We start from the raw sequence: 12,048 nt of genomic DNA, 5'->3' as shown, positions 1-12,048 counted from the left end.
GCTTTGTGCTATCACAAAGCACAGAAAATCTTTATAATCGCCATTTTAACAGGATTTACGAGGAGTGGTTTTATGAATGTTGTGGAATTTCATCAAAATATTGAACAAATTTGGAATCAAATCGAGGAACAATTAGAAGCGCAAGATTGTGATATGGATTGTGATCGCCAAGGTTCCGTGTTCACCATTACCTTTGAAAATCGCAGCCAAGTGGTGATTAATAAACAGGAACCGTTATTAGAATTGTGGTTGGCAAGCCAGAATGGCGGTTTCCATTTTGCTTACAAAGATGGGCGTTGGGTGAATCATGAGGGCTTGGATTTCTGGCAAGCTTTAACCGAAGCCTGTGCCAAACATGGTGAACAAGTACATTTCGCTTAATGTCCGTTTCAGCCCCATCTTCATCCCTTCAACAAAGTGCGGTGGATTTTTCCGATAAATCGCCGGAAAATCTCACCGCACTTTCTTCCACCACATTGGATGTTTTACATTCCGTTTTCGGTTATCAATCTTTCCGCAAAGGTCAACAAGAGATTATTCATGCAGCCCTAAGCGGACAGGATTGTCTAGTGATTATGGCCACCGGCACGGGCAAATCGCTGTGTTATCAAATCCCTGCGTTGTGTTTTGACGGCATGACGTTAGTGGTTTCGCCGTTGATTTCTTTAATGAAAGACCAGGTGGATCAGCTTCGCACCAACGGCATTGAAGCGGATTATCTTAACTCCACACAAACTTTTGAAGAACAGCAACAGGTGCAAAATAGGGCGATTTCCGGGCAACTAAAATTATTGTATTTGTCGCCGGAAAAAGTCATGACGAACAGCTTTTTCCAATTTATTTCTCATTGCAACGTCAGCTTTATTGCTATCGACGAGGCACATTGCATTTCCCAATGGGGCCATGATTTTCGTCCTGAATATACCCAACTGGGCGGGCTAAAAGGTTGTTTCCCTAAGGTGCCAATTATGGCGCTTACCGCCACGGCGGATCAGACGACGCAACAAGATATTCTGCAAAATCTCCGACTAAATCGACCGCACTTTCACGTGGGCAGTTTTGACCGCCCGAACATTCGCTACACCTTAGTGGAGAAATTTAAGCCGATGGAACAGCTTTGTCGTTTCGTGCTCGCCCAAAAAGGCAAAAGCGGTATTGTTTATTGCAACAGTCGCAATAAGGTGGAACGCATTGCGGAAACGCTGTGTAACAAAGGCGTGCGTGCAGCGGCATATCATGCGGGCATGGAAAACACCTTGCGGGAAAAGGTGCAACGGGATTTTCAGCGGGATAACATTCAAGTGGTGGTGGCGACTATTGCCTTCGGCATGGGGATCAATAAATCCAATGTACGCTTTGTGGCGCATTTTGATTTGCCGCGTAGCATTGAATCCTACTATCAAGAAACCGGCCGTGCAGGGCGGGACGATTTGCCGGCAGAAGCGGTGTTATTTTACGATCCGGCGGATTATGTGTGGTTGAACAAAATGCTCATGGAAAAGCCGGAAACGCCACAACGCCAAATCGAACAACATAAATTGCAAGCTATCGGCGAATTTGCCGAGAGTCAAACCTGTCGCCGTTTGGTCTTATTGAATTATTTCGGCGAACATCGCCAAATACCCTGCCAAAATTGCGACATTTGTCTCGATCCTCCGAAAAAATATGACGGTTTATTGGACGCACAAAAAATCATGTCGGCGATTTATCGCACCGGCCAATGTTATGGCGCCCATTATGTCATTGCCGTATTGCGCGGCATGAATAACCAGAAGATTCGCGATCAGCAGCACGATCAACTTAGCGTGTACGGTATCGGCAAAGAACACAGCGCGGAATATTGGCAGTCAGTATTACGCCAGTTAATTCACTTGGGCTTGGTGCGTCAAATTATCGGCGAATACGGTAACACTTTGCAGTTGACGGAAAATGCTAAGCCGATTTTGCGTGGTGAAACCCCGTTAGAATTGGCAACACCACGTTTATCTTCCATTGTCACTACCGCGATGACACAGAAAAGTGCGGTCAGTTTTTACGACAAAGATCTGTTTGCCCGTCTGCGTTTTTTACGCAAACAAATTGCCGACAAAGAAAACATTCCACCGTATATCGTATTTAATGATGCGACCTTGCAGGAAATGGCGCAGTATCAACCCGTCAGTAACATTGAAATGTTGCAAATTAACGGCGTGGGAAGCATTAAACTGGAACGTTTTGGTCAACCCTTTATGGCATTAATTCGTGAACACAAAAATGCCCGTAAAGCAGAATGATAAAACACGTTGTTGTGATTGATTTTACCCCTTTTTATGCGCGTTATCTCACTTATTTTTAGCTAATGACGCAAAATTTTGCTATAATCCCGCCCAATTTTTTATGAATAAAACAGAGAAAGATTATGTCAACAAATACCCCTGAAAATTATGGTGCAAACAGTATTAAAGTACTTAAAGGTCTTGATGCGGTGCGTAAACGTCCCGGTATGTATATCGGTGATACAGACGATGGAACCGGTTTACACCATATGGTTTTCGAGGTCGTGGATAACGCCATTGATGAAGCCTTGGCCGGGTATTGTGATGACATCGTGGTGACTATTCACTCTGACAATTCCGTTTCTGTGCAAGATGACGGGCGAGGTATTCCGGTAGATATTCACCCGGAAGAAGGCGTTTCCGCCGCCGAAGTGATCATGACAGTTTTGCACGCGGGCGGTAAATTTGACGACAACTCCTATAAAGTGTCCGGCGGTTTGCATGGCGTGGGTGTGTCCGTGGTAAATGCGTTGTCCGATAAGTTACAGCTCACTATTCGCCGTCAGGGCAAAGTGCATGAGCAATTTTACAGCCTTGGTGACCCCAAAGCGCCTTTAGCCGTCATCGGCGAAACTAACCAAACCGGTACTACGGTGCGCTTTTGGCCAAGCCCGACAATTTTTACGAACATTGAATTTGAATACGATATTTTAGCTAAACGTTTAAGAGAATTATCTTTCTTAAATTCCGGCGTATCTATCCGCTTAGTGGATGAACGTAATGGCAAAGAAGATCACTTCCATTACGAAGGCGGTATTCAGGCATTCGTTGAATATATTAACCGTGGCAAAACCCCGATTCATCCGAAACCATTCTATTTTTCTGCCGAAAAAGACGGTATTGGCGTGGAAATTGCGTTGCAATGGAACGACGGTTATGCGGAAAATATTTACTGTTTTACCAACAATATTCCGCAACGGGATGGTGGTACGCACTTGGCGGGGTTCCGTGGTGCGATGACCCGTACCTTGAATAACTACATGGAAAACGAAGGTTACACCAAGAAATCTAAAGTGGCGACTTCCGGTGATGATGCCCGTGAAGGCTTGGTCGCCGTGATTTCCGTGAAAGTGCCGGATCCGAAGTTCTCTTCTCAAACTAAAGACAAACTGGTTTCCTCCGAAGTGAAAAGTGCGGTGGAATCTTTGATGAACGAGTATTTGCAAACCTATTTGTTGGAAAATCCAAACGATGTAAAAATCATCGTGAGCAAAATTATTGATGCTGCGCGCGCGCGTGAAGCGGTACGTAAAGCCCGTGAAATGACCCGTCGTAAAGGCGCATTAGACTTGGGCGGGTTGCCGGGTAAATTGGCGGATTGTCAGGAGCGAGACCCGGCGTTATCCGAACTTTATATCGTGGAGGGTGACTCTGCGGGCGGTTCGGCAAAACAAGGGCGTAATCGTAAAAACCAAGCGATTTTGCCGTTAAAAGGGAAAATTCTGAATGTAGAAAAAGCCCGTTTTGACAAAATGTTGTCTTCCGCGGAAGTCGGCACATTGATTACCGCGCTAGGTTGCGGTATCGGTCGTGATGAATATAACCCGGATAAATTGCGTTATCACAGCATTATTATCATGACCGATGCGGACGTGGATGGCTCGCACATTCGTACTTTATTGTTGACTTTCTTCTATCGTCAAATGCCTGAATTAATTGAGCGCGGCTATGTGTATATTGCCCAGCCACCGTTGTATAAAGTGAAAAAAGGCAAACAAGAACAATATATTAAAGACGATGAAGCGATGGCGGAATTTGAATTGGCAATCGCCTTAGAAAATGCCGCGTTATACGTCAGTGAGCACGCGCCGGCAATGCAGGGTTTACCATTAGAAAATCTAGCCTCCGACTACCTTGGTATTCAAAAATTAATTGCCCGCCTTAACCGTTATTACCCGGAAAGCTTGTTGAAAGAATTAATTTATCAACCGGCATTAAATGTACAATTCATGCAAGATGAAAGTGCGGTCAATTCTTGGGCCGGTTCTTTAGTTGCCTCTTTAACTGCCAAAGAAACTGACGGCAAGCATTATAGCTATCGTCTGCAGTTTAATGGGGAACGTCATATTCACGAAGTGGTGTTGACGGTAAGAACTCATGGTATTGATATCGATTATTTCTTAAACTTCCCATTCATTACCGGCAACGAGTACGCACGCTTAACCGCCCTGGGTGCGAAATTGGTCGGTTTATTGGAAACCAATGCTTATGTCATGCGCGGTGAACGCAAACAAGCGGTCACGTCATTTGAGCAGGCTATTGACTGGTTGATGAAAGAATCTCGTCGTGGCTTGATGATTCAGCGTTATAAAGGGTTGGGCGAAATGAATCCGGAACAACTGTGGGAAACCACTATGGATCCGAACTCCCGTCGCATGTTGAAAGTGTCGATTAAAGATGCCGTGGCTGCCGATCAATTGTTTACCACCCTGATGGGCGACGAAGTGGAGCCACGTCGTGACTTCATTGAAAGCAATGCATTAAGAGCGAATTTGGATATTTAAAATTCATCATAAAAAACGACCGCACTTGGATTTCTCTATTCTATTTAAAGTGTGGTCTTTTTTTATTTATTTTCTCAGTTTCACTAATTCCACTTCATGATTAGCGCCTTTCCTTAAGATTAAATTAGCGCGTTCACGGGTTGGCAAAATATTTTCTTTTAAATTTAATCCGTTAATTTCATCCCAAATGTGACTGGCGGTGGCAATCGCTTCTTGTTCGGAAAGATTTGCGTAATGTTTAAAATAGGAATTCGGGTTAGAAAACGCACTTTGGCGGAATTTCAAAAACCGACGGATATACCATTCTTTCAGTAAAGCTTCATCTGCATCCACATAAATGGAAAAATCCACAAAATCTGAGACGAAAATTTGGTTGGCGTGATTGTCATTCGGTTGTAGGACGTTGAGTCCTTCTAATATCAGAATATCCGGCTGATCAATAACATTAAATTGATCGGGAGTAATGTCGTAAGTCAAATGAGAATAAATCGGCGCTTTCACATGATGCTTACCGGATTTTATATCGGCCAAAAAACGAATTAATTTCGGCGTATCATAGGAAATCGGGAACCCCTTCTTTTGTAATAATTGATGCTTTTGTAAATAAGAGAGCGGATGTAAAAAACCATCGGTAGTAATTAAATCTACTTTCCGATCGATTGGCCAATGACTCAGCAGTGATTGCAAAATACGCGCCGAGGTGCTTTTGCCCACTGCGACACTACCCGCGATGCTAATAATGTATGGCACTTTAGGACTTTCGCCACCAAGGAAACGGTGGAGTACATCCTGCCGACGAATGTTTTCATCTATATAGTAGTTAATTAAACGGGTGAGCGGCAGATAAATCGTGCGTACTTCATTAAGCGACAATTCTTCATTAAATCCTAATAATGGTTTGAGATCTTGTTCGGTTAATTTTAACGGCACGGATTTACGTAATTCTGCCCAATGTTGCCGTTCAAAAGACAAAAATGGCGTTAGTTGGGCTGAAATTGCATCAGAAATAGGAAATTCCACGATTAAATTACACTTATTTGACTAAAATTAGTTGCGAAATATACCTTATAAATAGGCGATTGAGCAGTAAAAATTTTAGATAAGCGTATAAATTAAACGAATTGGTTTTATTTTTGCTTGATAATTAAACGAATAGTGGAAAAAAAGTTTATTTGCTAAAAAAAAACTTGTCAGTCATAAAAAAATCCCTATAATACGCGTCACTTGTTTACGACGCCGACTTAGCTCAGTAGGTAGAGCAACTGACTTGTAATCAGTAGGTCATCAGTTCGATTCCGATAGTCGGCACCATTTCTCGTATACAAGTTCAAACTTAGAGTGGAGGGATTCCCGAGCGGCCAAAGGGAGCAGACTGTAAATCTGCCGGCTCAGCCTTCGAAGGTTCGAATCCTTCTCCCTCCACCATTTCTAAGAGCAACCAATGGGACAGATGAATTAAGAACGGCGGGCATCGTATAATGGCTATTACCTTAGCCTTCCAAGCTAATGACGCGGGTTCGATTCCCGCTGCCCGCTCCAAGCGCTGATATAGCTCAGTTGGTAGAGCGCACCCTTGGTAAGGGTGAGGTCGGCAGTTCGAATCTGCCTATCAGCACCACTTCTTAATCAATCTCTCCATTACAAATTTTAATACTTTGGTTAATCTGGTAAGTTGAACCATCGATAACCGTGTTTGTTTAGAGGGACTCTCAATGTCTAAAGAAAAATTTGAACGTACAAAACCGCACGTTAACGTGGGTACAATCGGCCACGTTGACCATGGTAAAACCACTTTAACAGCAGCTATCACAACCGTATTAGCAAAACACTACGGCGGTGCGGCTCGTGCATTCGACCAAATCGATAACGCGCCGGAAGAAAAAGCGCGTGGTATCACCATCAACACATCCCACGTTGAATACGACACTCCAACACGTCACTACGCACACGTTGACTGTCCGGGACACGCCGACTATGTTAAAAACATGATTACCGGTGCGGCGCAAATGGATGGTGCTATCTTAGTAGTAGCAGCAACTGATGGTCCTATGCCACAAACTCGTGAGCACATCTTATTAGGTCGCCAAGTAGGTGTTCCTTACATCATCGTATTCTTAAACAAATGCGACATGGTAGATGACGAAGAGTTATTAGAATTAGTTGAAATGGAAGTTCGTGAACTTCTTTCTCAATATGACTTCCCGGGTGATGATACACCAATCGTACGTGGTTCTGCATTACAAGCGTTAAACGGCGTTGCAGAATGGGAAGAAAAAATCCTTGAATTAGCAAACCACTTAGATACTTACATTCCTGAGCCACAACGTGCTATCGACCAACCGTTCCTTCTTCCAATTGAAGACGTGTTCTCTATCTCCGGTCGTGGTACTGTAGTAACAGGTCGTGTTGAGCGTGGTATCATCCGTACCGGTGATGAAGTTGAAATCGTAGGTATCAAACCGACTGCGAAAACTACCGTAACCGGTGTTGAAATGTTCCGTAAATTACTTGACGAAGGTCGTGCAGGTGAAAACATCGGTGCATTATTACGTGGCACTAAACGTGAAGAAATCGAACGTGGTCAAGTATTGGCTAAACCGGGCTCAATCACTCCGCACACTGATTTCGAATCTGAAGTGTACGTATTATCCAAAGAAGAAGGTGGTCGTCATACTCCATTCTTCAAAGGTTACCGTCCACAATTCTATTTCCGTACAACTGACGTAACCGGTACTATCGAGTTACCGGAAGGCGTGGAAATGGTTATGCCTGGCGATAACATCAAAATGACTGTATCCTTAATCCACCCAATCGCGATGGACCAAGGTTTACGTTTCGCTATCCGTGAAGGTGGCCGTACAGTAGGTGCTGGCGTGGTAGCTAAAATTATCAAATAATTGATAAAGCCGAATTGAAAAGGCGTATCGAATGATACGCCTTTTTGTTTGGTTGGAATTTAGAAATAATAAAAGGAAGAATAATGATTAAAAGTGCGGTAAAAATTTTAACTGTTTTATTTATATAAAAAACATCCACAAAATTGACCGCACTTTGCAGGGTAATGGCCTTGGTTTTCATCGCTCACACACATTCGAAACGTTAGATTCTCCCTATTTTCTGTAGAGGTGAATCGACTAAATCTGATATTCCACACACACCGGTATTTTGGCCTGTAACAAGAATTGTTTGGTGCGTTCATGTTGCGGATTTTCAAAAAACTCACGGGCGCTGTTTTGTTCTACAACGTTGCCGTTTGCCATCAAAATTACACGATCTGCTACATCGCGGGCAAATTGCATTTCATGGGTGACGATAATCATTGTCCAGCCTTCTTGTGCCAGCAGTTTTAGGGTTTGTAGCACTTCACCTACCAATTCCGGATCTAATGCTGAGGTGGGTTCATCCAGTAGAATAATGTCCGGTTGTACTGCCAAAGCTCGGGCAATTCCTACTCGTTGTTGTTGACCGCCGGAGAGTTGTGACGGATATAAGTGCATTTTGTCTTTTAAACCGACTTTAGTCAGCAATTCCATCGCGCGTTGTTTCGCTTCTACTTTGCTTTTCTTTTGTACTACAACCATGCCTTCCATCACATTTTCAAGTGCGGTGCGATGAGGGAACAAATTGTATTGCTGAAACACCATAGATGAGCGACGACGCAATGCCAGTTCGTCTGCTTTGCTGATTCTGTGAGAGAAATCTAGCGTTAAACTGCCGTCACAAAAGCGTAACGTGCCAAGCTCAGGATGCTCTAATAAGTTTAAACAGCGCAAAAAGGTGGTTTTGCCCGAGCCGGAAGGGCCGAGAATCGCCACCACTTCACCTTTTTGAATATCGAAATCCACACTCTTCAACACAGGGTTGCCGTTGAAAGTTTTGTGAAGATTACGTACTTCTAACATGCTACCTCCTGTTTATAAATGGCGGGAAAGCCGTTTTTCCAAACGGTCTTGGGCGAAGGATAAAATCAAACAAATGCACCAGTAAATCAGCGCTGCCTCGCTATAAATCATAATAAATTCATAGTTCTCCGCGGTGATGTTTTGCGCTACGCGAAACATTTCCGTCACCAACACCAACGACGCCAAAGAAGTATCTTTCACGTTGCTGATAAAAGTATTTGCCAACGGTGGCACGGATACGCGCAAGGCCTGTGGCATGATAGTGCGGGTGAAGGTTTGATAATAATTCATGCCAATGGAATAGGATGCTTCCCACTGTCCTTTCGGAATGGATAAAATCGCCGCACGAATGGTTTCCGAAGCATAAGCGCCGATGTTAATGGAAAAGGCGATAACCGCCGTTGGGAAGGGATCGAGTTTAATGCCTACTTCCGGTAACCCGTAGAAAATAATGAAAATCTGTACCAACATCGGCGTGCCGCGAATGGTGGAGACATAAATGCGGCAAAGAATTTGCAATAAGCGAATACCGATATTCGGCTTTTCCACAATGCGAATCAAGGCTACTATTAACGCGATAAACACCCCGGCAAAGAAAGAAATCACCGCCAGCGGAATAGTTTTATCAATTGCGGCTTCCATCATAGGCCAAAAAGAGCTGATGATTTCATCAGCTCTTTCTGCATTCATAAAAGGAAGGGAGGCAAGGAAATTATTGAGTAATGTCATCGCCAAACCATTTGATTGAAATTTGTTTTAAGGTACCGTCTTTTCTTAATTCTTCCAACGCTTGGTTAATTTTTTCTACCAAAGGTTCTTCACCTTTTAATACTGCAAAGCCGGAAGGCACTTTTTCCTCACGTTTTACGGCTATTTTCAAACCGGAATTTGGTTGTTTTTTGAAATAATCTAACACTGCAAGTTGGTCGTTTACTGTCGTTTCGGCGCGATCTTGCGTAATTAATTTTAAGGCTTGTGCTAAACCGTCCACCACGATTAATTCTGCACCATTGGCTTTGGCGATTTTGCCGTAGTTGCTGGTTAAGGATTGTGCCGCTTTTTTGCCTTTTAAATCTTCAAAGGTTTTAATGCTGTCGTCGCCTTCTTTGGTCACGATAACGGCGGTGGAATAGTTATACGGCGCGGTGTAAAGGTATTTTTTCAAACGTTCCGGGCTTGGATTGGTTTGGTTGGCGATTAAGTCGAAACGCTTGGCGTTTAAACCCGCGTACATGGAATCCCACTGGGTTTCGTTAAATTGAATTGTTAAGCCTAAACGTTGTGCCACTGCTTCAATCACTTCCACGTCAAAGCCGGTTAATTTACCACTGTCATCGTGGAAGGTGAACGGTGCATAAGTGCCTTCCGTACCCACTAACAAGGTTTTAGTTTTTTCTACACGATCAGAAATTTCACCTGCCATGGCTTGAGTAGCAATACCTAAAGCTAAGCCGGATAACAATAAAGCTTTCGCCAAAAGAGATTTTTTCATAAAGTTTCCTTTTGTTTAACAAAGTTAAAAGTGCGGTGGATTATTGCAGTAAATTTTTAGGAAACAAAATAATTGTTTTCTCTAGTTTATAACTAAAAGAAATAAAATTTGATGGTTTCTTAATCAACGATATTTATCTAAAAAACGATAATAGTTAACGCCGATTTTTAATGCGAGGCTCTTCACTAATTTACCGCCGAACACTGAAGGCACTTTTAATTTACTGAAGGTTGCTAAGCGTTCGTCGTTGCCTAAAATAGCTTCTGCGACAACCCTCCCAGCCAAACCGGTGAGTGCCACACCGTGCCCGGAATAACCATGGGCGAAATAAATATGCGGTGAAATCCGTCCAAAGTGCGGGTTGGAGTTGATCGTCATGTCGATAGGGCCGCCCCAGCCGTAATCAATTTTAACATTTTCCAACTGTGGAAAAACGCGCAACATATTGTAGCGCATCACCTCAATCATATTTTTCTTTGAGCTAGAATCGCTACCAAACAGTAAACGATTGTCGGCGCTTAAACGATAATAATCCAGTAGATAATTGCTGTCGCATACGGACATACCGTTGTTAATTACTGAATCGGCGGTAGCTTGATCCAGCGGTTCGGTGGCAATTATAAAACTTTCTACCGGTAGAATTTTGCGTGCAATGCCATGATGAATGCTTTTCGGCATTGAAGCAATATAGGCGTTGGTCGCCAACACCACATCTTTGGCGACAACCATGCTCTTATCCGTAATGACTTCAATTTCTGTCGCTTTTTCACGTAAATCTATGACGGGCGATTGTTCATAAATGCGTACCCCAAAATCCAAACAAGCTTTTGCTAAACCTAAGCAATAATTGAGCGGATGCAAATGTCCGGAATTGCTGTCATACAAGGCGCCACAATAAATTTTGCTGCCAAGGTGTTGCTCTAGCTTTGCCTTGTCCCATAGTTGCATATTTTTATAGCCAAAAATCTCGTGGCTTGCCTTCTCAATAGCGATTAAATCTTCCATGCGGCGCGCATTTAACGCCAACGTCGCATAGCCTTTCTTCCAATCGCATTGAATGCCATATTTCGTAATGCGCTCGTCGATAATATCAATAGCTTCCAGTGACATTTGCCACAGCTTGCGAGCAGTTTCTAAGCCCACTTGTTCAACATATTCATCAATGCCGTCTTCAAATCCATTAATTGCTTGACCACCGCTGCGTCCAGATGCGCCGAAGCCTACCCTCGCGCCTTCCAGCACAATCACGCTTTTGCCTTGTTCAGCAAGTTCTAACGCGGTAGATAAACCGAAGAAGCCCGCCCCGACGACACATACATCGGCAGATTCTTTTTGATTTAATGGAGGTAACTCGAAATGTTGATTACGGGTGACGAAATAATAGGATTCAATATGTTCCTGATGTGAAAACGCTAGCATAAAAAAGGCCTGTAATTAAACGTGTGAGCATATTACTACGCAAGCGGAAGAAGTCAATATTCAAGGCTTTTGACAACGAAATCTCCATAGATTTTCATTGAGCGATCTTGTTTCTATGAAAGGATATGAGTGTCATAATTTATTGTTTTTTTATTACTAATTCTGACCGTACTTTTTGATTAATAATGCGGAGGTGGGGTTTCTTCGGCTTGGCTGGCGATGTTGGAAGGTTGCATATCTTTGAGCTTGTTGACCAAATAACGCAGCTGCACCTGCATTTTGTCGATCAGAAATTGTTGTTCTATAAGTGATTGATTTAATTCTTCTATCGCCATTTCTTGAAAGGCGGATTTCATTTCCAATTCGGCAATTCGTTGCTCTAAATTTTGTTGAATTGACATAATAATTCCTAAATA

General features: G+C 43.2%; 10 protein-coding genes and 4 tRNA genes. 8 read left to right on the top strand and 6 right to left on the bottom strand.

What is annotated here, in order from left to right; genetic code table 11:
• Nucleotides 1–72 precede the first annotated feature (72 nt).
• The 3 genes from cyaY (at nt 73) to gyrB (ending at nt 4,819) form a co-directional block, all read left to right on the top strand.
• On the top strand, nt 73–381 hold the full coding sequence (cyaY, locus tag EL144_RS06500; protein WP_005704891.1) for an iron donor protein CyaY: 309 nt from the start codon (nt 73–75) through the stop codon (nt 379–381).
• A complete protein-coding gene (gene recQ, locus EL144_RS06495; protein ID WP_005704893.1) occupies nt 381–2,273 on the top strand; it encodes a DNA helicase RecQ in 1,893 nt (630 codons plus the stop codon). The genes cyaY and recQ overlap by 1 nt, the downstream gene beginning before the upstream one ends.
• A gap of 125 nt (nt 2,274–2,398) precedes the next feature.
• Complete coding sequence (gyrB, locus tag EL144_RS06490; RefSeq protein ID WP_005704894.1) at nt 2,399–4,819, top strand: DNA topoisomerase (ATP-hydrolyzing) subunit B; 2,421 nt, start codon at nt 2,399–2,401, stop codon at nt 4,817–4,819.
• 66 nt (nt 4,820–4,885) lie between these two features.
• Here gyrB and coaA read toward each other — a convergent pair whose 3' ends face one another.
• On the bottom strand, nt 4,886–5,839 hold the full coding sequence (coaA, locus tag EL144_RS06485; protein ID WP_005704895.1) for a type I pantothenate kinase: 954 nt from the start codon (nt 5,837–5,839) through the stop codon (nt 4,886–4,888).
• Nucleotides 5,840–6,054: 215 nt separating this feature from the next.
• On the opposite strand from coaA, the gene EL144_RS06480 reads away from it, so the two are divergent.
• The 5 genes from EL144_RS06480 to tuf all read left to right on the top strand — a co-directional run bounded on the left by EL144_RS06480 (nt 6,055) and on the right by tuf (nt 7,716).
• A tRNA-Thr gene (locus tag EL144_RS06480) sits at nt 6,055–6,130 on the top strand.
• A 29-nt stretch (nt 6,131–6,159) separates the two neighbouring features.
• A tRNA-Tyr gene (locus tag EL144_RS06475) sits at nt 6,160–6,244 on the top strand.
• A 39-nt stretch (nt 6,245–6,283) separates the two neighbouring features.
• Nucleotides 6,284–6,358 (top strand) — tRNA-Gly (locus tag EL144_RS06470).
• A gap of 3 nt (nt 6,359–6,361) precedes the next feature.
• Nucleotides 6,362–6,437, top strand: a tRNA-Thr gene (locus EL144_RS06465).
• Nucleotides 6,438–6,531: 94 nt separating this feature from the next.
• Nucleotides 6,532–7,716: an elongation factor Tu gene (tuf, locus tag EL144_RS06460; RefSeq protein ID WP_005702465.1), complete on the top strand. Its 1,185-nt coding sequence runs from the start codon at nt 6,532–6,534 to the stop codon at nt 7,714–7,716.
• A gap of 237 nt (nt 7,717–7,953) precedes the next feature.
• Here the strand turns inward: tuf and EL144_RS06455 are convergent, their stop codons facing one another.
• From EL144_RS06455 to EL144_RS06435, 5 genes are all read right to left on the bottom strand, one after another.
• Nucleotides 7,954–8,721 carry an amino acid ABC transporter ATP-binding protein gene (locus tag EL144_RS06455; protein ID WP_005704628.1) on the bottom strand — a complete coding sequence of 256 codons (768 nt, stop codon included), beginning with the start codon at nt 8,719–8,721 and terminating at the stop codon, nt 7,954–7,956.
• Nucleotides 8,722–8,733: 12 nt separating this feature from the next.
• Nucleotides 8,734–9,450, bottom strand: coding sequence for an amino acid ABC transporter permease (locus EL144_RS06450; RefSeq protein ID WP_032995340.1), 717 nt, complete (start codon nt 9,448–9,450; stop codon nt 8,734–8,736).
• On the bottom strand, nt 9,434–10,213 hold the full coding sequence (locus tag EL144_RS06445; protein ID WP_005704631.1) for an amino acid ABC transporter substrate-binding protein: 780 nt from the start codon (nt 10,211–10,213) through the stop codon (nt 9,434–9,436). Before EL144_RS06445 ends, EL144_RS06450 begins: the two co-directional genes overlap by 17 nt.
• Before the next feature lie 123 nt (nt 10,214–10,336).
• Complete coding sequence (locus EL144_RS06440) at nt 10,337–11,632, bottom strand: NAD(P)/FAD-dependent oxidoreductase (RefSeq protein ID WP_005704632.1); 1,296 nt, start codon at nt 11,630–11,632, stop codon at nt 10,337–10,339.
• A gap of 179 nt (nt 11,633–11,811) precedes the next feature.
• A complete protein-coding gene (locus EL144_RS06435) occupies nt 11,812–12,033 on the bottom strand; it encodes a SlyX family protein (protein WP_032995341.1) in 222 nt (73 codons plus the stop codon).
• Nucleotides 12,034–12,048 lie beyond the last annotated feature (15 nt).

Origin of the sequence: Aggregatibacter aphrophilus ATCC 33389, from assembly GCF_900636915.1 — a bacterium.
Lineage (GTDB): Bacteria > Pseudomonadota > Gammaproteobacteria > Enterobacterales > Pasteurellaceae > Aggregatibacter > Aggregatibacter aphrophilus.
This window is presented reverse-complemented; position numbering and strand designations above follow the sequence as displayed.

Coding starts and splice junctions, on each gene's coding strand:
- recQ (WP_005704893.1), top strand. CDS start 381: ATGTCCGTTTCAGCCCCATCTTCATCCCTTCAACAAAGTGCGGTGGAT.
- cyaY (WP_005704891.1), top strand. CDS start 73: ATGAATGTTGTGGAATTTCATCAAAATATTGAACAAATTTGGAATCAA.
- EL144_RS06455 (WP_005704628.1), bottom strand. CDS start 8,721: ATGTTAGAAGTACGTAATCTTCACAAAACTTTCAACGGCAACCCTGTG.
- EL144_RS06435 (WP_032995341.1), bottom strand. CDS start 12,033: ATGTCAATTCAACAAAATTTAGAGCAACGAATTGCCGAATTGGAAATG.
- EL144_RS06450 (WP_032995340.1), bottom strand. CDS start 9,450: ATGACATTACTCAATAATTTCCTTGCCTCCCTTCCTTTTATGAATGCA.
- gyrB (WP_005704894.1), top strand. CDS start 2,399: ATGTCAACAAATACCCCTGAAAATTATGGTGCAAACAGTATTAAAGTA.
- tuf (WP_005702465.1), top strand. CDS start 6,532: ATGTCTAAAGAAAAATTTGAACGTACAAAACCGCACGTTAACGTGGGT.
- EL144_RS06440 (WP_005704632.1), bottom strand. CDS start 11,632: ATGCTAGCGTTTTCACATCAGGAACATATTGAATCCTATTATTTCGTC.
- EL144_RS06445 (WP_005704631.1), bottom strand. CDS start 10,213: ATGAAAAAATCTCTTTTGGCGAAAGCTTTATTGTTATCCGGCTTAGCT.